This window comes from Streptomyces sp. NPDC034103, assembly GCF_055575395.1.
Map to the genome: position 1 here is coordinate 136,190 of NZ_JBVISS010000015.1, position 19,503 is coordinate 155,692.

The 19,503-nt window shown below is 71.1% G+C and carries 19 protein-coding genes; 2 read left to right on the top strand and 17 right to left on the bottom strand.

What is annotated here, in order from left to right:
• Positions 1–14 precede the first annotated feature (14 nt).
• The 11 genes from ACZ56U_RS31300 to ACZ56U_RS31350 all read right to left on the bottom strand — a co-directional run bounded on the left by ACZ56U_RS31300 (position 15) and on the right by ACZ56U_RS31350 (position 7,691).
• Positions 15–530 carry an NUDIX hydrolase gene (locus ACZ56U_RS31300; RefSeq protein ID WP_469087316.1) on the bottom strand — a complete coding sequence of 172 codons (516 nt, stop codon included), beginning with the start codon at positions 528–530 and terminating at the stop codon, positions 15–17.
• Positions 520–1,299, bottom strand: a complete 780-nt coding sequence (gene lepB / locus ACZ56U_RS31305; RefSeq protein WP_469087317.1) for a signal peptidase I — start codon at positions 1,297–1,299, stop codon at positions 520–522. Before lepB (ACZ56U_RS31305) ends, ACZ56U_RS31300 begins: the two co-directional genes overlap by 11 nt.
• Before the next feature lie 208 nt (positions 1,300–1,507).
• Positions 1,508–2,464: a signal peptidase I gene (gene lepB / locus ACZ56U_RS31310; protein WP_469087318.1), complete on the bottom strand. Its 957-nt coding sequence runs from the start codon at positions 2,462–2,464 to the stop codon at positions 1,508–1,510.
• Positions 2,352–3,449, bottom strand: a complete 1,098-nt coding sequence (lepB, locus tag ACZ56U_RS31315) for a signal peptidase I (protein ID WP_469087319.1) — start codon at positions 3,447–3,449, stop codon at positions 2,352–2,354. Before lepB (ACZ56U_RS31315) ends, lepB (ACZ56U_RS31310) begins: the two co-directional genes overlap by 113 nt.
• Entirely contained in the window at positions 3,442–4,158 is a 717-nt protein-coding gene (lepB, locus tag ACZ56U_RS31320) for a signal peptidase I (protein ID WP_469087320.1), read from the bottom strand. The genes lepB (ACZ56U_RS31315) and lepB (ACZ56U_RS31320) overlap by 8 nt, the downstream gene beginning before the upstream one ends.
• Positions 4,159–4,205: 47 nt before the next feature.
• A complete protein-coding gene (gene rplS, locus ACZ56U_RS31325; RefSeq protein WP_013000407.1) occupies positions 4,206–4,556 on the bottom strand; it encodes a 50S ribosomal protein L19 in 351 nt (116 codons plus the stop codon).
• A 133-nt stretch (positions 4,557–4,689) separates the two neighbouring features.
• Positions 4,690–5,523, bottom strand: a complete 834-nt coding sequence (trmD, locus tag ACZ56U_RS31330) for a tRNA (guanosine(37)-N1)-methyltransferase TrmD (RefSeq protein ID WP_469087321.1) — start codon at positions 5,521–5,523, stop codon at positions 4,690–4,692.
• Complete coding sequence (gene rimM, locus ACZ56U_RS31335) at positions 5,523–6,065, bottom strand: ribosome maturation factor RimM (RefSeq protein WP_469087322.1); 543 nt, start codon at positions 6,063–6,065, stop codon at positions 5,523–5,525. Before rimM ends, trmD begins: the two co-directional genes overlap by 1 nt.
• A gap of 93 nt (positions 6,066–6,158) precedes the next feature.
• Positions 6,159–6,398, bottom strand: a complete 240-nt coding sequence (locus ACZ56U_RS31340) for an RNA-binding protein (protein WP_003973401.1) — start codon at positions 6,396–6,398, stop codon at positions 6,159–6,161.
• A 2-nt stretch (positions 6,399–6,400) separates the two neighbouring features.
• Positions 6,401–6,829: a 30S ribosomal protein S16 gene (gene rpsP, locus ACZ56U_RS31345; protein WP_391232487.1), complete on the bottom strand. Its 429-nt coding sequence runs from the start codon at positions 6,827–6,829 to the stop codon at positions 6,401–6,403.
• 265 nt (positions 6,830–7,094) lie between these two features.
• Entirely contained in the window at positions 7,095–7,691 is a 597-nt protein-coding gene (locus ACZ56U_RS31350) for a hypothetical protein (protein WP_127177749.1), read from the bottom strand.
• Positions 7,692–8,387: 696 nt separating this feature from the next.
• Here ACZ56U_RS31350 and ACZ56U_RS31355 point away from each other — a divergent pair.
• On the top strand, positions 8,388–9,245 hold the full coding sequence (locus ACZ56U_RS31355; protein ID WP_469087323.1) for an SAM-dependent methyltransferase: 858 nt from the start codon (positions 8,388–8,390) through the stop codon (positions 9,243–9,245).
• A gap of 146 nt (positions 9,246–9,391) precedes the next feature.
• Here ACZ56U_RS31355 and ffh read toward each other — a convergent pair whose 3' ends face one another.
• The 5 genes from ffh to nsdA form a co-directional block, all read right to left on the bottom strand.
• Positions 9,392–10,945 carry a signal recognition particle protein gene (ffh, locus tag ACZ56U_RS31360; RefSeq protein ID WP_469087324.1) on the bottom strand — a complete coding sequence of 518 codons (1,554 nt, stop codon included), beginning with the start codon at positions 10,943–10,945 and terminating at the stop codon, positions 9,392–9,394.
• Positions 10,946–11,028: 83 nt separating this feature from the next.
• A complete protein-coding gene (locus ACZ56U_RS31365) occupies positions 11,029–13,482 on the bottom strand; it encodes a [protein-PII] uridylyltransferase (protein WP_469087325.1) in 2,454 nt (817 codons plus the stop codon).
• Between the two features lie 24 nt (positions 13,483–13,506).
• Entirely contained in the window at positions 13,507–13,845 is a 339-nt protein-coding gene (locus tag ACZ56U_RS31370) for a P-II family nitrogen regulator (RefSeq protein WP_003997576.1), read from the bottom strand.
• Positions 13,842–15,182, bottom strand: a complete 1,341-nt coding sequence (locus ACZ56U_RS31375) for an ammonium transporter (RefSeq protein ID WP_469087326.1) — start codon at positions 15,180–15,182, stop codon at positions 13,842–13,844. Before ACZ56U_RS31375 ends, ACZ56U_RS31370 begins: the two co-directional genes overlap by 4 nt.
• Positions 15,183–15,494: 312 nt before the next feature.
• Positions 15,495–16,982: a transcriptional repressor NsdA gene (gene nsdA, locus ACZ56U_RS31380; RefSeq protein ID WP_469087327.1), complete on the bottom strand. Its 1,488-nt coding sequence runs from the start codon at positions 16,980–16,982 to the stop codon at positions 15,495–15,497.
• Between the two features lie 432 nt (positions 16,983–17,414).
• Here nsdA and ACZ56U_RS31385 point away from each other — a divergent pair, with 432 nt between their 5' ends.
• The gene (locus ACZ56U_RS31385; protein ID WP_469087328.1) at positions 17,415–18,080 is read left to right on the top strand and encodes a bifunctional DNA primase/polymerase; all 666 of its coding nucleotides are present in this window, start codon (positions 17,415–17,417) and stop codon (positions 18,078–18,080) included.
• An 86-nt stretch (positions 18,081–18,166) separates the two neighbouring features.
• Here ACZ56U_RS31385 and ftsY read toward each other — a convergent pair whose 3' ends face one another.
• The gene (ftsY, locus tag ACZ56U_RS31390) at positions 18,167–19,354 is read right to left on the bottom strand and encodes a signal recognition particle-docking protein FtsY (protein ID WP_469087329.1); all 1,188 of its coding nucleotides are present in this window, start codon (positions 19,352–19,354) and stop codon (positions 18,167–18,169) included.
• Between the last annotated feature and the right edge of the window lie 149 nt (positions 19,355–19,503).

Here is a 19,503-nt window from a genome sequence, read left to right on the forward strand (position 1 = left end):
AGACCCGTCAGCCCCTAGACGATTTCGGGGTCAAGGGTCACGGGCCCGGCCGGGGGGCCTTCGTCGAGCAGCCTGCGGAGCAGCCCGGCGAGTCTGGTCGGATACACCGTCTCATGCGCCCGGGTCAGTTCCTGACACGTCCACCAGCGCGCTCCGGCGACACTGCGCCGCTCGAGTTCGGTGAGGGCCACGGCCCGGGTGGCCGTCTGGGTCGTACGGGCCAGGTAGTACCACTCGTCCTGGTCCCACCGGCGGCCCGCGAACGGGAAGGAGCACATCCGCCGCCACAGCACCGGCGCGAGCTCCACCTCGGTGATGCCGGTCTCCTCCACGAGTTCCCGCAGAGCGGCCTCTTCACGGGTCTCGTCGCCCTCGACCCCGCCGCCCGGTGTGAACCACCAGTCGTCACTCGGATCGTCCGGTTCATGGCCGTGCAGCAGGAGGATGCGGTCGTCCGGGTCGAGCAGCACCACCCGGGCGACCTTGCGCAGCCCGCCCTCGTAGCTGTCCGCCGCAGCCTCAGCGCGCACCCGCGGGCTCCGTCCGGGTCCGGGCGCGCCGCTTGGCCAGCAGACCCGCGATCGGGCCGTAGGCCCCGCCGCCGAGGACCAGCACGGCACCCGCCACGATCGCGACGGTGATCAGCCGCAGCGGTCCCGGCGAGGACAGCGCGCCGAGCTTCTCGAAACCGGTCGGCTTCTTCAGCATGCCGTCCATCGGCCATACGACGGCGTCGACCCGGGCCGTCACGGCGGACCGCGCGACCGTGCCGCTGGCCGCGTCGGTCAGGTGGGCGCTGGAGTCCAGGGAGCCCTGCCGCTCGTCGCCGAGCAGGAACAGCCGCCCCTCGGGAACCTTCACGGTCGGGATGTTCTTCCACTCGGCCGCGGTGCCCTCGGGCAGATACGGTTCGTCGATCTGCTTGCCGTTGACCGTCAGCTTGCCGTCGGTGCAGCAGGCGACGGTGTCGCCGCCGACCGCGACCACGCGCTTGACCACGGGGGCGTTCGAGACCCAGTTCTTGTCGGTGAAGACGACGACGTCGCCCCGGCGGACCTCGCCGCCGTCGACACGCTGCGCCAGGACCCGCTCACCGGCGTCGATCGTGGGCGCCATCGAGCTGGTGGGCACGGTGTACGGCCGGTAGACCACCGCTCCCCAGGCGAACCCGCCGAGGAACAGCACCAGACCCAGCGCGACGGCCACCCCGGACAGTCGCTGCCCGGTCCGGCTGCCCACCGGGCCCCTGTTCGTGCCACCGCTGCGCGGGACCGTACGTGTCGTGCTCTCGCCACCCATGGGTCCGCACCCTACCCGGCGGTACCTGACCCGGTCAGCCCCTTCCCGGGCGACCTCGGTCACCCGCTCCGTAAAGCTTTCACCGGGTCGCCGGGCCCCACGAACAGCGGGCTTTCACCGGGCTCGACGGGACCCCGCGATCAGCGAACCACGGCCGGCCGAACGGCCGCCGCGATCGCCGGGGTCCCGACCGACCGGGCCGTCCCGCTCAGCGCGTCTGCGCCGACGCCGTCCTCCGGCGCCGCCACAGCACCAGCGGCACCGCACCGGCCAGGGCGAGGCCCTGCGGGGCCACCGTCAGGGCGGTGGGCGCGGCGGACCGGGCGTTCAGGCCGTCCTGGTCGAAGGTGTCCGGGACGGGCAGCGTGCCCCAGCGGTTGATCGGCCAGGCCTTGACGATGGCGCGGCCGACGACCTCGTCGACCGGGACCATGCCGTGGTACTTGTCGTCCTGGTTGTACCGCGAGTCGCGGGAGTTCTGGCGGTGGTCGCCCATCACCCAGAGGAAGCCCTCGGGCACCTTGACCTTGAACTGGCCCATCTCGTCGTCGGTGCACGGGGTGTTGCCCGGGTAGACGTACGACGCCTCGTTCAGCGCCTTGCCGTTGACCTTCAGCGGGCCGGTGCCCTTGCACTCGACCGTGTCGCCGCCGACGCCGATGACGCGCTTGATGAGGTCCTTCTCCTCGGCGGACGGCATCAGGCCGATCCAGCTGAGGAAGGTCTGCACGATGTTCGGGTCGGCCGTCGGCTCGCCGTACAGCCACTTGCTCGGGTCGTGGAAGACGACGACCTCGCCGCGCTCGGGCTCGGAGCCGAACCACGGGGTGAGCTTGTCGACGAGGACACGGTCGCCCTGCTGGAGCGTGTCCTGCATCGAGTCCGAGGGGATCGAGAACGCCTGCACCAGGAACGTCTTGATCAGCAGCGCCAGGACGAGCGCGATACCGATCAGGATCGGCAGCTCCTTCCAGAAGGAGCGCTGGGCCTTCTTCTTGGGGGCCGAGTCGCCCGGCCCGTCCTCGCCTGGCTGTGTCCGCTCGTCCGCGGCGTCACTCCCGGAGGTCACGGCGTCGTCCGTGGCCGGGTCGGCCGCGTCCGCGGGGCGCCCGCGGTTCTCCTCGCCGTCGTGCCCGGACCGTGCGCCAACCGCCACATCCCCCACGCCAACTCCTTACTCTGTGCCGCCGCCTGCCCCATACGCGGCGCAGGCCCACCACTCCCATAACGAGCGGGAGTTCCGCAGGGCTCGGGAGCTGGATCGTTCTGTTCGGATCGTCGGGGGCAACCCTATGCGACAGTCGGGGAGCCGCAGTCGACCCGGCGGCCGAGTCGGTAAGGGATGAGTATGTTTTCGGCTCCTCCAGGGTGTTCCAGTGGCCGAAGGGCCAGGCGATGACCCTCGCCCGCCCGACCACCGAGTCCTCCGAGACCGTACCCCCGTAGTCGGTGTCCTGATGCGCGCGGGAGTCCGCGGAGTTGGCCCGGTGGTCGCCCATCACCCACAACCGCCCCTGGGGGACGGTGATGTCGAACTCCTGCGTCGACGGGGCGTTGCCGGGATAGAGGTAGTCGCCCTCGGCGAGCGGAACGCCGTTGACGGTCACCCGCCCTTGCGCGTCACAGCACTTGACCCGGTCACCGCCGACGCCCACGACCCGCTTGATGAGGTCCTTCTCGTTCTCGGACGGCAGCAGACCGATGAAGGTGAGCCCTTCCTTGATCTGCTTGACGACGACGGGGTCGTCCTTCTTCGGCGTGGTCTGCTCGTCCTGGAGCCAGCCGCCGGGGTCCTTGAAGACCACGACGTCCCCGCGCTGCGGCTTGGAGCCGAACCACGGGGTCAGCTTGTCGACAAGGACACGGTCGCCGATCTGGATCGTCTGCTCCATGGATCCGGACGGGATCACGAAGGCCTGGACGAGGAAGGTCTTCAGCACCAGGGCTATCAGCACGGCGACGCCCACGAGGAGCGGTATCTCCTTGACGGCGGAGCGCCTGCGGCGCCGCTTGACCTTGCGCTGGAGCTTGCGCCGCTCCGCACGCGTACGGCCGTTCCCGGCGGAGCCGGCGGTGCGCCGGGAGCCGGTGGGCAGCAGGTCCTCGGCGGCGCTGCTGGGCACCCCGCGCCGTTTGCCACGGTTACCCATCCGCGCCCTCCGCGGCGGGCACGCGCGCGTAGGCGTCCGGGCGCTCCAGGCGGGTCCAGTGGGCGGTCGGCCAGAGGATCCAGTCGGCGCGGCCGATCACCTCGCCGACGGGGACCATGCCGCCGCCGGGCGAACCGAGGTGGTCGCGGGAGTCGCTGGACCCGCTGCGGTGGTCGCCGAGGAGGAAGAGGCTGCCGTCGGGCACGACCACGTCGAAGTCCACCGAGGACGGGCTGTCACCGGGATACAGGAACGTCGACTCGTCGACCGACCGGCCGTTCACCTCGATCCTGCCCCCCTTGTCGCAGCAGACCACGTGGTCTCCCCCCACACCGACGACGCGCTTGACGTAGTCCGCGTCCCCGAAATACCCGGTTCCGTCGAACACCACCACGTCTCCGCGCCGCGGCTCGGCACCGAAACGGTACGCCAACTTATTTACGAGAACCCGGTCCCCGATCCTCAATCCGTTCTCCATGGATCCGCTGGGAATCTGGAACGGTTGCACCACAAAAGCGTTGAGGAGCAGCAGGAACAGCAGACCGAACAGCGCGCTCAGGGTGATCCGCCCGCCGGGCAGCCAGGCGGCGATCCGCGACACCAACGCGAAACGCGACCGTTCCTCCGACCCCTCTGTGTCCGAGATCTCCTCGGACTCGGAAGGGCGGGAGGAGCGATCGCGCTCCGTGTGCTGTGCTTCGGTGTCCATCGGGGCCAGATGCTATCCGGCCCCTCTGTGAACCCCCGAACGCGAGATCAGTTGTCGCGCTTCTCCTTGATCTTCGCGGCCTTGCCGCGCAGCTCGCGCAGGTAGTAGAGCTTGGCGCGACGCACGTCACCGCGGGTGACGAGCTCGATCTTCTCGACGATCGGGGTGTGCACCGGGAAGGTGCGCTCGACGCCGACGGAGAACGAGACCTTGCGGACCGTGAAGGTCTCGCGGACACCGGCACCCTGGCGACGGATGACTACGCCCTTGAACTGCTGCACACGGGAGCGGTTGCCCTCGATGACGCGGACGTGGACGTTGACGGTGTCACCCGGGCGGAACGCCGGGATGTCGCTGCGCAGCGACGCGGAGTCGACGGAGTCGAGAAGGTGAGACATGTCGTCTGCTTTCTTCACCCATGCCACAGGTCATAGGCGGGAGCTAGGTGTATCGGAGGATGCTGTCCGTGTCGGGACGGGCGTCGTGTCCCCCTGTGGCAGGGGCGCACGCCGGACGACGCACAACAACGACCTATTCTTCCACGCCGTCCACCCGACGCCAAAATCGGCCGTACGGCTCCCCCGCCGGATCGGGCGCCCAGCCCAGGATGGAGAGCACCTCGCGGTCCTTCTTGTCGAAGGCCTTGGGGTCGCAGCGCTCGATGAGGTCGGGCCGGTGGGCCGTGGTGCGCTTGAGCGCCTCGTCGCGGCGCCAGCGGGCGATCTTGCCGTGGTGGCCGCTGAGCAGCGTCTGGGGGATCTCCCGGCCGCGCCAGGCGGGCGGCTTGGTGTAGACGGGGCCCTCCAGGAGGTTCGCCATCGCGCCGGGCGCGAAGGAGTCGTCCCGGTGGGACTCGGCGTTGCCCAGGACGCCGGGCAGCAGCCGCGCGACCGCCTCCGTGACGACCAGTACGGCGGCCTCGCCGCCCGCGAGGACGTAGTCGCCGATGGAGACCTCGTAGACGGGCATCCGGGTCGCGTACTCGTCGACGACCCGGCGGTCGATGCCCTCGTAGCGGGCCGGCGTGAAGATCAGCCAGGGCCGCTCGGAGAGCTCCACGGCGAGTTCCTGGGTGAAGGGACGGCCGCTGGGGGTGGGGACGATGAGGGCGGGCCGGGCGGCACCGGCCTCGTACCCCTGGGCCAGCACGTCGTCCAGCGCGTCCCCCCACGGCCCGGTCTTCATGACCATGCCGGGCCCGCCGCCGTACGGGGTGTCGTCGACGGTGTTGTGACGGTCGTACGTCCACGCGCGCAGGTCGTGCACCTGGACGTCGAGCTGTCCACGCGCGCGTGCCTTGCCCACGAGGGAGACGTTCAGCGGGTCCAGGTACTCGGGGAAGATCGTGACGACGTCGAGGCGCACTACGCCTCGTCCCGGGACGAGGCGATCTCGGCCTGGTCGTCGATCAGGCCGGGCGGCGGGGTGATGACCGCCCGCTGCTCCTCCAGGTCGATCTCGCTGACGATCTCCGCCACGAACGGGATCAGCACCTCGCTGCCGTCGGGCCGCTCCACGATGAAGAGGTCCTGCGAGGGCAGGTGCGAGATCTCGGTGATCCGGCCCACGGCCACGCCGTCCGCGGTGACGACGTCGAGGTCCATCAGCTGGTGGTCGTAGTACTCGTCGTCCTCCTCCGGCAGCTCCTCCGGGTCCACCTCGGCGATCAGCAGGGTGTTGCGCAGCGCCTCGGCGGCGGTCCGGTCATGGACGCCCTCGAAACGCAGGAGGAGGCGGCCGCTGTGGACGCGGCCGCTCTCGATGGTGAGGGGGCCCGTGGCGGCGGGGTCCGTGAGCAGGACGGCGCCGGGGCCGAGCCGCAGCTCCGGCTCGTCGGTGCGGACCTCGACGGTGACCTCGCCCTTGATGCCGTGGGCACGGCCGATGCGAGCGACTACCAGCTGCACTGTGCTTGATCTCCTGGACGACGGTTGAGTACGACTACGGGCCGGGGACGGCCCAGAGGCCCTCCCCGGCCCGAGCCGGTGCTGCGTTCGGCGTCAGCGGACGTGATCGACGTCGACCAGGTCGACGCGGACACCACGGCCGCCGATGGCGCCCACGACGGTACGCAGAGCGCGTGCGGTGCGGCCGTTGCGACCGATCACCTTGCCGAGGTCGTCCGGGTGGACCCGGACCTCGAGCACACGCCCGCGGCGCAGGTTGCGGGAAGCGACCTGCACATCGTCAGGGTTGTCGACGATGCCCTTCACGAGGTGCTCGAGAGCCTCCTCGAGCATGCTCAGGCCTCGGTCGACTCAGACGAAGAGGACTCGGCCGCGGCCTCGTCCTTCTTCTCAGCCTTCTTCTTCTGGGTGATGGCCTCACCCTTGCCCTCGTCGTCGCCGCCGAGAGCCTCGAACGACGGACGCGCGGCCTTCGGAGCCGGCTGGAGCAGCGGAGCCGGGGCGGGCTCGCCCTTGAACTTCTGCCAGTCGCCGGTCAGCTTCAGGATGGCGAGGACGGGCTCGGTCGGCTGCGCGCCGACACCCAGCCAGTACTGCGCGCGCTCCGAGTCGACCTCGATGCGCGAAGGGTTCTGCACCGGGTGGTACAGACCGATCTCCTCGATCGCACGGCCGTCACGACGGGTGCGGGAGTCGGCGACGACGATGCGGTAGTGAGGCGAACGGATCTTGCCCAGACGCTTCAGCTTGATCTTGACTGCCACTGGAGTGGGTTCTCCTGGTTTTGACGTGATTGGGCACGGCAGATTGCCGCGTGGGGTTGCGGTACCCGAGTGCCCGATGGACGCGTCAGCCGGAGGAGAGAGGGGTCCTGTGCGACTGTCGAGTACAGCTAGCCATTGTGCCACACCCCGCGGGTCGCGTCGGACGGGGGCCGCGGGAAGGCATGCCTGAGGGGCACCCGGCGGTGCAGGGTGCCCCGGGCGTCGTTCCGGCACCCACGAGATGCCGGGACTCCACCGGTCGCGGCTATGCCGCTCCGACGACCTCGGGAATCCGGAACGGCTTGCCGCAGCCGCCGCAGACGATCGGCGCCTGCGCCAGTACCGACGGCACGACGCGCACATTGCGCCCGCAGTCGCAGACCGCCTTCACGCGCACGCCGCCGCCGGAGGAGCCGTGGCGGGCGGCCGGGCCGCGGAAGGAGCGGGCCGTGTCGGAGGAGGTGGCCGCGGTGTGGGCCTTCAGGGCGCGCTGGAGCCGCTCGATGGTCGGGCGGTAACGGCGCTTGGCCTCGGGGTTGAGCGTGACCAACGAGAATCCGCTGCTGGGATGTGGCTCCTCGGGGTGGTCCAGGCCCAGTTCCTCGGCGATCGCGAGGAATCTGCGGTTGTGGTAGCGGCCGGCGCGGGAGGTGTCACGGACGCCGCGCGCGGCGGCGATCCCATGGACTGCCTCATGGAGCAGTCGCTCGAAGGAGAGTTCGTGCCCGCACGCGGACGACGACTCTCCGATCAGGGACTCGGGCGCGGCGAGGTCGGGCAGCTCGGGGTGGTACCGCTGAATGTCGGCCCACGCCTGCGCCAGCTCGGCGGCGAGAACAGGTGGTGTCTGTGTCGTGCTCACGTAATGACAACGAGCGTGAGGGCCCCTGTGTTCCTATTCCGGGGCATCCCAAATAATTTGCACGTACCCGTCAGTTGCCGCTGATGCGTCCTGACGAGGGCGGGTGCGCTGATCTGCGGAGAAGCCTCACAGCTCATACCAAGGCGGTACGTAGTCCGATATACGCCCCGGCGCGTAGACGCCGTGCGCGCCCCCGGGGCGGCTGTGGTCCGCGCATGCGCAAGGGGCGTTTCGGTCGCTCTCCCACCGGAAGGGCACTGCCTCGGTAAGCGCTCGCGACGACCGCGACATTACCGCTCCCCCGATCGCCCCCCGCGACCGCCCCGCCCCCGCGACCAGACACCGTACGGTTCCCGGCGCCCTCGGCCCCCTGGCCTCGCCTTCTTCCCCGAGGACCGCATGGGCGCCCGCCCGGCCCGCGCCGGTGACGACCTTGGCCGAATCCGCCTCGGCGCCCTTGCCCACGAGGGCGACGGCCCCCGAGGGTGTCCCCGCCACGCCGTGATCGTACGGGCCCAGGTTGCCGGGACGTGAAATCTCGCCCCGAGCCCACGGATCCCTCAAGCCGGACCCCACAGACCCTGGACGCGCGCTCGAGTGCGGAGTTACCTGGCATACGGGGGAAGTGCGAGCGCACATCACGGGGGCCATGGAAACGGGCACAGCGGTAACTCTCGTCTGATTGGGGCGCTTTCGATGACACCTACGCTCGTGCGGCAGCACCCGACCCATACGGGAGCGTCACCCCGTGTGGACCGGCGGGCACGCGCGCGTGACTGGTCCGAGATCCAGGAGCGGATGCTGGTCCCGCTCTACGAGACCGTCTACGAGCGACTCGAAGTCGGTTCCGGCACCCGGCTGTTGGGCCTCGGCTGCGGCAGCGGGCTCGCCCTGCTGATGGCGGCGTCCAGAGGTGCCGCGGTCACCGGTGTCGACTCCTCGTTCCCCGAGCGGGTCACCCTCGCGCGGGAGCGGTTGCTGACCGAGGCGCGGGGCACGCGCGCGCCCGCGGACACCCGGCTCATCGACGGTCACCCCGGGGACGCGGCCGGCGCGGAGACGCCCGCGTACACCCTGGTGACCGCTTTCGAGCCCATCGGGTGTCTCGCGGGCGACTCGGAGGGGCTCGCCGGACTGCTCACCGCCGCGACGCCGCTCGCCGAGCCGGGAGCGCCCGTGGTGCTCGCCGGCTGGGGTCCACCGGAGCGGTGCGCCACGTCGTCCGTGCTGCGGGTGGCCACGAAGCTGGCGGACCCGCTGCGCCACACGGGCAGTTGGCGCCCCGCCCGCCGTGACGACCTGGAGGAGGTCGCCCAGCGGGCCGGTCTGAAGCCGGACGGCTCCGGACGGGTCGCCTGCCCCTTCGGCTACGCCGACCTCGACAGCGCCCTGCGGGGGCTGCTGTCGACGGGCCTGTTCGACGCGGCGATCTCCGCGACGGACCAGGCGCAGGTCGACAAGGAGGTGACGGAGGCGCTGCACCCGCACCAGCGCCGGGACGGGACGGTGTGGATGCCGAACGTGTTCCGGTACCTGATCGCACGCGTGCCCTGAGCCGCGCGCACGGGCCTGCGCGCCTGCGGCGGTGGCGGCACCCCCGCCAGAAGGCCCCCGGAGACATCCGCGCGAAACGCCCTTGGGGGCGCCCCTCCGAAGAGGGGCGCCCCCAAGGGCGTGGACCGGGCTGGACCGGAGGGCCGTCAGCCCATGAACTTCTTGAACTCGTCCGGCAGCTCGAAGTCCTGCGGAACCTGCTGGCCCGGGACGCCGAAGGCGTTGCCGCCCTGAGCCGCGGCGGCCCGGCGCTCGGCCTCCTCCTGCTCCTGCTGCTTGCGCTTCATCGGGTTGCCGGAGCGCTGCTTGCCCTTGGCCTTCTTCGGCTGCTTCTTGGCGCGGCCGGGGCCGCCGCCCATGCCCGGGATCCCCGGCATGCCGGGCATGCCGCCGCCCTGGGCCATGCGGGACATCATCTTGCGGGCCTCGAAGAACCGCTCGACGAGGTTCTTGACCGCGCTGACGTCGACACCGGAACCCTTGGCGATACGGGCGCGACGGGAGCCGTTGATGATCGTCGGCTCCTGGCGCTCGGCCGGGGTCATCGACTTGATGATCGCGGCCGTGCGGTCGACGTCCCGCTCGTCGATGTTGTTGATCTGGTCCTTGATCTGGCCCATGCCCGGGAGCATGCCGAGCAGCTTGGAGATGCTGCCCATCTTCCTGACCTGCTCCATCTGGGCCAGGAAGTCGTCGAGGGTGAAGTCCTGGCCCTTCTTGGAGGCCAGCTTCTCGGCCATCTTCTGGGCTTCGGCCTGGTCGAAGGTCTTCTCCGCCTGCTCGATCAGGGTGAGCAGGTCACCCATGTCGAGGATGCGGGAGGCCATCCGGTCCGGGTGGAAGGCGTCGAAGTCGTCGAGCTTCTCGCCGTTCGACGCGAACATGATCGGCTTGCCGGTGATCTGCCGGATCGACAGGGCGGCACCACCGCGGGCGTCACCGTCGAGCTTGGAGAGCACCACACCGTCGAAGCCGACACCGTCGCGGAAGGCCTCGGCGGTGTTGACCGCGTCCTGGCCGATCATCGCGTCGACGACGAAGAGGATCTCGTCCGGGGACACCGCGTCCCGGATGTCCGCGGCCTGCTGCATCATCTCCTGGTCGATACCGAGGCGACCGGCGGTGTCGACGATGACGATGTCGTGGACCTTGGACTTCGCGTGCTCGATGGAGTCCTTGGCGACCTTGACCGGGTCCCCGACGCCGTTGCCCGGCTCCGGGGCGTAGACGGCCACGCCCGCGCGCTCGGCGACCACGCTGAGCTGGTTCACGGCGTTCGGGCGCTGGAGGTCGGCGGCGACGAGGAGCGGGGAGTGGCCCTGCCCCTTCAGCCAGTGGCCGAGCTTGCCCGCGAGGGTGGTCTTACCGGCACCCTGCAGACCCGCCAGCATGATCACGGTGGGCGGCTGCTTGGCGAACCGCAGGCGCCGGGTCTCGCCACCGAGGATGGTGACGAGCTCGTCGTTGACGATCTTCAGAACCTGCTGGGCGGGGTTCAGCGCCTTGGAGACCTCGGCCCCCATCGCCCGCTCCTTGACGTTCTTGATGAACGTCCGGACGACAGGCAGGGCCACGTCCGCTTCGAGGAGGGCGATGCGGATCTCGCGGGCCGTGGCGTCGATGTCCGCCTCGGAGAGCCGTCCCTTGCCGCGCAGGTTCTTGAAAGTCGCTGAGAGGCGATCGGAGAGAGTATCGAACACGGCGCTCGCGGTCCTCGGGGTCGGTGGCTGCTGGGAATCGCCCTCCAGGGTATCCCGGCGGCCCACGTCGCCGGGATCCCCGTTCAACCTCGCAGCGTCTCCTCCAGCTTCCGCGCCACGGAAGCCGCCTCCGCACTGGGCAGCGGAGCCCCCTCGGCCCCCGTGACGTAGAACGCGTCCACCGCGTTCGCGCCCAGCGTCGACACATGCGCGCTGCGCACCCGCACGCCCGCGTCCTCCAGGGCCCGGCCGATCCGGAACAGCAGCCCCGGGGCGTCCTGGGCGCGTACCTCGATGACCGTGGCGAGGCGGGAGGCGGCCGGGTGGACCGAGACACGGGCCGCCGGCGGGACCACACCGCGGCGGCGCGGATACGCCGCGTCCCGTTCGGCGAGGCGGCCCGCGATGTCGAGCGAGCCGTCCAGCGCCCGGACGAGGTCGGCGCGCAGCCGCGCGGCCTGCGGCAGGGAGCCGTACTCCGCCGCCACCCGCCAGTTCAGCAGCAGCACCGCCCCCTCGACACCGTCGGGCAGGTCCTGGGCGCGCAGCTCGGCCGTGCGGACGGTCAGCCGGTGCATGGCGAGCACACCGGCCACCGCGGGCAGCACACCCGGCTGGTCGGGTACGGCGATCAGCAGTTCCACGCCCAGCGGCTCGGGGTCCGCGGGCGGCTGGTCCTCCGCGGCGGCCGACGGTTCGGTCTGCGCGCGCAGCGACAGCACCGGGCTGCCCGTCGCGGCGGCCTCGATGGCGAGTCGTTCCTGCTCCGCGGTGGGCGCGGCGGCCTCGGGCTCGTCCGGCTCGTCCCCGGCGAGCACGGCCGCCACCCGCTTGACCAGGTCGGCGACGAGCGAAGCCCGCCAGGACGACCAGGCGGCGGGACCGGTGGCCAGCGCGTCCGCCTCGGTCAGGGCGTGCAGCAGCTCCAGGGTGCCCTGCGAGCCGACCGCCTCGGCGACCGACCGGACCGTGGCCGGATCCTCCAGATCGCGCCGGGTGGCGGTGTCGACCAGCAGCAGGTGATGACGTACGAGGGAGGCGAGCACCGCCACGTCCTCGCGGTCGAAGCCGATGCGAGCGGCCACGTCCTTGGCGATGATCTCGCCGGCCACGGAGTGGTCGCCGGGCCAGCCCTTGCCGATGTCGTGCAGCAGCGCGGCGACGAGCAGCAGGTCGGGACGGTGGACGCGGCGGGTGAACTCCGAGGCGCGGACGGCCGTCTCGATGAGGTGCCGGTCCACGGTCCAGATGTGCACGGCGTTGCGCTGCGGCCGGCAGCGCACTCTCTCCCAGTCGGGCAGGAGCTGGGTGATCAGCCCCTCCGCCTCCAGCGCCTCCCAGACGTCGATCGTCGGCTGGCCGGAGCCGAGCAGGGTCACGAGCTGCTCGCGCGCCTCGGCGGGCCAGGGCGTGGGCAGGGGGCGCACATGGGCCGCCATGCGCCGTACGGCGTGCAGGGAGAGCGGCAGTCCGGCCTGCGCGGCGGCCGCGGCGGCGCGCAACGGCAGCACGGGGTCGCGCTCGGGGCGTGCGGCACGGGCGAGCACCACCTCGCCGTCCATCTCCACCACGCCCTCCGCCAGCGGCGAGCGCTCGCCGACCGGCTTCCCGCCGCCCAGCATGGCGCGCAGCCGCGGCCGCACGGCCCGCGACCTGAGCACGCGCCCCACTTCCCGCCAGGTGACGTCACTGGCGTACGAGACGACCCGCGCCGCCTCGTACACCTGCCGCAGCAGCGTGTCCGCGTCGAGCAGTCCGAGCTCGGCGGCGACCTGGTCCTGCTCCTGGAGCGCGAGCCGGTCGGTCGCGCGCCCGGTGGTCAGGTGCAGGGCGTCGCGGACGTCGAGCAGCCGGCGCCGGGCGTCGTCGAGTCCCTCGCGCGGGGCGTCGGCCAGCCAGGAGGCGGCGACGGCACGCAGGGCGGTGGCATCCCGCAGTCCGCCGCGGGCCTCCTTGAGATCCGGCTCCAGCAGGTACTGCAGCTCGCCTTGGCGCTCGGCGCGCTCGGCGCACAGTTCCTGGAGTTCGGGCAGGCGCTTGGGGGCCTGGTTGCGCCAGTCGGCGAGGACGGCGCTGCGCAGTCCGGCCGTCAGCCCGAGGTCACCGGCGAGGTGTCGGGCGTCCAGGAGACCGAGCTGGACCTTCAGGTCCTCGCCGGCCGTCTTGCGCGCCTCGGCCGGGGTTCGCACGGAGTGGTCGAGGGCGAGGCCCAGGTCCCAGACCGGGTACCACAGGCGGTCCGCCAGGGTGGCGACCGCGCCGGGGTCGCTGCCGTCGTGCAGCAGGAGCAGGTCCAGGTCGCTGCGCGGGGAGAGTTCTCCGCGGCCGTAGCCGCCGACGGCGACCAGGGAGACCCCACGTGCTCCCTGGGCGCCGGAGTCGAACAGCCCGGACAGCCAGTCGTCCGTCAGCTCCGAGAGGGCCGAACGGCGCGGCGGCCCGGACCGCGCCTCCTCGGTGAGGAGGCGCAGCCGGGCCGCCGCGTAACCGCTGGGTCCCGAGTCCTCTGCTTCTTCACGCACGTCCGTACTCGACACCCAGCAGCTCCTGTTCTTCTTCTGTCAGAGCGCGTCGGGACCGCGCTCGCCGGTGCGGACCCTCACGGCCGTCTCGACCGGCAGGGACCAGACCTTGCCGTCACCGATCTTGCCGGTGCGGGCGGCCTTGACGATGACGTCGATCAGCTGTTCGGCGTCGTCGTCCTCGGCGAGGACCTCGATGCGGATCTTGGGGACCAGGTCGACGGTGTACTCGGCACCGCGGTAGACCTCGGTGTGGCCCCGCTGACGACCGTAGCCGCTCGCCTCGGTGACCGTCAGGCCGTGCACCCCGAAGGCCTGGAGGGCTTCCTTGATCTCGTCGAGCCGGTGCGGCTTGACGACTGCGGTGATGAGCTTCATGCGTCCACCTTCTTGCTCGCTCCCGCGGCGGCCGGGGCCCCGACGGTGGCCTTGGCGGCACCGCCACCGGCGCCGCTGAAGTCGTATGCGGTCTCGGCGTGCTCGGCCTGGTCGATGCCGGTCACCTCTTCGTCCTCGGTGACCCGCATGCCGATGGTCTTGTCGAGGAGGAAGGCGAGGATCGCGGAGGCGATCAGGGAGTAGGCGAGGACGCCGCCGACACCGGCGAGCTGCTTCCACAGCTGGGTGAAGGAGTGGTCGCCGTAGAAGACGCCGGTCGCCTCGGACTGGCCCTTGCCGCTGGCGAAGAAGCCGATCAGGACCGAGCCGGCGATACCGCCGACGAGGTGGACACCGACGACGTCGAGCGAGTCGTCGTAGCCGAACTTGTACTTCAGGCCCACCGCCATGGCGCACAGGACACCGGCGATGGCGCCGACGCAGATCGCGCCGATCGGGGTGACCGCACCACCGGCGGGAGTGATGGCGACGAGGCCCGCGACCGCGCCGGAGGCGGCGCCCAGCGTGGTGAACGCGCCGTGGCGGATCTTCTCGTAGACGAGCCAGGCCAGCATGGCGGCGGCGGTGGCGACCTGCGTGTTGACGAACATCAGCGTGCCGACGCCGTCGTCGTTGCCGAGCCACGAGCCGGCGTTGAAGCCGAACCAGCCGAACCACAGCAGACCGGCGCCGAGCATGACCAGCGGGAGGCTGTGCGGGCGCATCGGGTCCTTCTTGAAGCCGACGCGCTTGCCGATGACGAGGATCACGCCGAGGGCCGCGGCACCGGCGTTGATGTGCACCGCCGTACCACCGGCGAAGTCGATCACGCCCAGGTCGAAGGCCCAGCCACCGGTGCCCCAGACCCAGTGGGCGACGGGGAAGTAGACGATCGTGGCCCACAGCGCGATGAACAGCGCCCAGGCGGAGAACTTCACCCGGTCCGCCAGCGCACCGCTTATCAGGGCGGGCGTGATGATCGCGAACATCAGCTGGAAGACCATGAAGGCCAGCACCGGGATGTTGTACGGCAGCCAGAGGTCGGCCTTGTCGATGCCGCTGAGGCCGACGTAGTCCGACGTCCAGCCGATGAGGCTGCCCTTGTCGGTGCCGAAGGCGAGGGAGAAGCCGTACAACACCCACAGGATGGTGACGATCCCCATGCTGATGAAGCTCATCATCAGCATGTTCAGGGTGCTCTTGACCCGGACCATGCCCCCGTAGAAGAAGGCCAGACCCGGGGTCATGAGCAGCACCAGGGCGGAACAGATGAGCATGAAGCCTGTGTTGGCGGGCGACAGCTCTACGTCTGCCGCCATCGTGATGGCTGGTGCCATCGGCGTCTCCTCGTCGTTGGTACGGCCCCGTGCGGGCGAAGCCTGAGCGGATTGAGGGGTGGGCCGGTTATGCGCCATGAGATTGGCGCAGCGCGGTTTCGGTGGAAGCCCCTCGTTGTTTCGCCGCCGTGACGAAGGCGCCGTGCGTGTTACGCGTCGATGAACTGGCGGATATGGGCCACGTCGATCGTTATCGTGGCGCAACCTTCGATGAAGGAATGAAACCGGCCGCGGTCGGCCTTCCGATGACCTGGCATGGGGGAGCCGAGTCGGGCAGTTCGGGAGGGCCGGCCGCGGCCGGGGTTCGGGGGTTCAGACCGCCTCGGCGGTCTCCGGCAGCTCCACCGCGAGCTTGTCGGTCAGGTCGACGACCTCGGCCAGGTCGCCGAAATCGCGTACGGCCGTGTCGACCGTTTTTCGGATACGAGTGTTCACACGCTCGGAGCGGACCTTCTTGGCGATGTGCATGGCCTGTTCCACGAGGACCGTGCTCTGTCGCGGCTCCCGTTGCAGCAGGTGCACGGTGGCCATGCCGATCAGGTTGAGCGCGTACGACCGCTGGTGCTCGGTGTCCCGGGCGAACAGCTCCACGGCCCGCTCCATCAGCGGCTCGGCCAGCGAGGCGTAGGTGGGGCTGCGGCCGGCGACATAGGCCAGGTCGCGGTAGGAGTGGGAGTTCTCGCCGTAGAGCTCGGCCTCGGAGAAGAAGCGGATCCAGTCGGGGTCCGGCTCGTCCCAGTCGTCGGCGTCGGTGAAGGTGTCCTCGGCCATCCGGACCGCGCGCTTGCACTTGCCGGGCTGTCCCATGTTGGCGTAGGCGCGGGCCTCCATCGCATACAGCATCGACTGGGTCCGCGGGCTCGCGCAGTCCCGGCTGCCGTACTGCGCGAGGTGGATCAGCTCCAGGGCGTCGTCGGGCCGGCCGAGGTGGATCATCTGACGGCTCATGCTCGACAGGACGTACGAGCCGAGCGGCTTGTCCCCGGCCTCCTTGGCGGCGTGCAGGGCGAGCACGAAGTACTTCTGCGCGGTGGGCTGGAGCCCGACGTCGTACGACATCCAGCCCGCGAGCTCGGCCAGCTCGGCGGCGACCTTGAAGAGCCTGCGGGTGGTGGCCTCGGGCTGGGGTTCCTGGAGGAGGTCGGTGACCTCGTGCAGCTGGCCGACGACCGCCTTGCGGCGCAGTCCGCCGCCGCACTGGGCGTCCCACTGCCGGAACATCACGGTGGTGGACTCCAGGAGGTCCAGCTCGGGCTTGGAGAGCCGGCCGCCGCGCCGGGAGGCGGAGTCCGGCTCGTGGGGCGGGGCGGCCTGGGAGGGCACGAGCCAGCGCTGCATGGGCTCGATGAGGGACGGGCCTGCGGAGAGGGCCAGCGAGGTCCCGAGGAAGCCGCGCCGCGCCAGCATCAGGTCGCTGCGCGAGAACTCGCTGAGCAGGGCCACGGTCTGCGGGCCCGTCCAGGGCAGGTCGACCCCGGACACGGACGGTGCCTGGCGGGCGGCGCGCAGGCCGAGGTCCTCCACGGAGACCACGCAGCCGAACCGCTCGGAGAAGAGCTCCGACAGGATCCTGGGGATCGGTTCGCGGGGGTTCTCGCCGTCCAGCCAGCGGCGGACGCGCGAGGTGTCGGTGGAGATGTGGTTGGCGCCCAACTGGCGGGCCCGGCGGTTGACTTGGCGGGCGAGTTCGCCCTTGGACCAGCCGCTGCGCACGAACCACGAGGTGAGCAGCTCGTTGGGGCGCTTGTCGCCGCTCGCCGCGCTGCCGGCGCCTGTTGCGCTCTCGCCGTTGCCGCTCACTGGAACGCCCCCATCCCTGAGACCACTTGTCGCTGAGTGCGCCAAGCCCTATCAGAATGCCGGTAAATACGGCCGCGCGTCCGGTGGTTCTCACCCTTCGAACGGGATACCGACTTGCCTCCGGCATACCCGGAAGTGCATGTGCCCTCAGGCCTCGTGCACTCACAGTAATCCTACGATCACGCCTCCAGCCATGGCGATCCCGGAATCGCCACCATTCGCCACCCCTTCGTATGAACTCACAGTCGCTCACACGCGATTCACTTGACATAGGACGGCCGGGAGTGGGCGGAGCGGTGCACTCAGGGGCGCACGCGGCCAGTCGCGCCCCCCGGGGTGCGCCGGAGCGCCGCGTGAGGGTCGCGACACCGCTCAGGTCACTTTCCGTGCGCGTCTCGTAACCACCGGTGCGTCGGACCCGTTGGAGGGGGCATGGGCTTCACGATCGGCAGCAGTCGGGGCATCCGCGACATCCGGTCCTCCACGCGTCGCCGCGGCCGCTCGTCGGAGTGCACCGCCGTCGCCGAGTTCACCGGACTCTGGGGCTGGGACGTGGTCCCCGGCGCCCGGGCCGCGGCGGGCGCGTGCTCCTGCGGCCGGGCCGACTGCCAGGCACCGGGCGCGCATCCCCTGGACTTCGCCCCCGAGGTGCCCGCCGGGGCGACGCTGGACGAGGTGAGCGGCGCCTGGGCCGAGTTCCCCGGCGCCTCGGCGATGCTGCCGGTCGGCCGGGCCTTCGACGTGATCGAGGTCGCCGAACCCGCCGGGCGCCGCGCCCTGGTCCGCCTGGAGCGCATGGGTCTCCCCCTCGGCCCGGTCACCGCCACCCCCGAGGGCCGCGCCCACTTCTTCGTCGCCCCCGGCGCGGCCGCCGAACTTCCCGCGCTGCTCTACCGTATGGGCTGGGACGACCCCACCTCCCTGGACCTGCGCGGCCTCGGACCGGGCACCCACATCACGGCTCCGCCCTCGGACCGGGGCGGGCTGGGCCCGGTCCAGTGGCTGCGGCCCCCCGCCCTCGACTCGGCCACCCAGCCACCGGCGGCGCGCCTGCTGCTGGGCACGCTGGCCTACGTGGCGCACCGGTCACAGCACTAGCGCCGCGGCAGGCCCTGTCGTAGACGGCGAAGTGCCCGCCCCCCACCGCACCGTGGGGGCGGGCACTTCTTCGCGTGGGCGACCGCCTACTCCCCGATCAGCGCGTCGACGAACGCCTCCGGCTCGAACGGCGCCAGATCGTCGGCGCCCTCACCGAGGCCCACCAGCTTCACCGGCACCCCCAGCTCCCGCTGGACCGCGATCACGATGCCGCCCTTGGCGGTGCCGTCGAGCTTGGTCAGCACGATGCCGCTGATGGAGACGACCTCGGCGAAGACGCGGGCCTGCACGAGCCCGTTCTGCCCGGTCGTGGCGTCCAGCACGAGCAGCACCTCGTCGAGCGGCGCCTGCTTCTCCACGACCCGCTTGACCTTGCCGAGCTCGTCCATGAGCCCGGTCTTGGTGTGCAGCCGCCCGGCGGTGTCGATCAGCACGACGTCGGCGCCGGTCTCCTTGCCCTCCTTCACCGCGTCGAAGGCGATGGAGGCCGGGTCGCCGCCCTCGGGCCCGCGCACGGTGTGGGCGCCGACCCGGTCACCCCAGGTCTGGAGCTGGTCGGCCGCGGCGGCACGGAAGGTGTCGGCGGCACCGAGGACGACCGACCGGCCGTCGGCCACGAGCACGCGCGCGAGCTTGCCGGTGGTGGTGGTCTTGCCGGTGCCGTTGACACCGACGACCATCACGACGCCCGGCTTGCCGGTCGCCGGCTCGGTCCGCACGGTGCGGTCGAAGTCGGTGCCGACCAGCTTCAGGAGCTCCTCGCGCAACAGGGTGCGCAGCTCGGCGGGGGTTCGGGTGCCGAGCACCCGCACGCGCTCACGCAGGCTGTCGACCAGTTCCTGGGTGGGGGCGACGCCGACGTCGGCGGTGAGGAGGATGTCCTCGATCTCCTCCCAGGTGTCGTCGTCGAGGTGCTCGCGCGACAGGAGCGTGAGCAGCCCCTTGCCGAGAGCGTTCTGGGAGCGGGAGAGGCGCGCGCGCAGCCGGACGAGCCGTCCGGCCGTGGGCTCGGGGACCTCGAGGACGGGCGGTTCCTCGACGACGACCGGGGCCGAGCCGTCCGGGAGGTCCACCTCCTCTATGGTCCGGCGCGGTTCGTCGCGAGGCGTCTCGGCCTCGTCGCCGACATGCGGCTCGGTCGGAGGGGCGGTGATGTCGGGCGCTGCGGGAGGCGGCGGGGGCAGCGGCTTCTTACGTCGGCTGCCGACGACGAGCCCGCCGAGCGCACCGAGCACGACCACGGCGATGACTACAGCAAGGATGACGGTTTCCATAACCCGTCCAGTATCGGCCATGGGTCCAGCCCGCACCCCGCACCTGTCCGCCGAAGGGACAAACCGTCCCAAATGGTCCACTCACAGCGCTCGGGCAGGCCCCCGCGCATGGCCATCTGACGCACCGTCAGCTAACGTCCCCCACCACC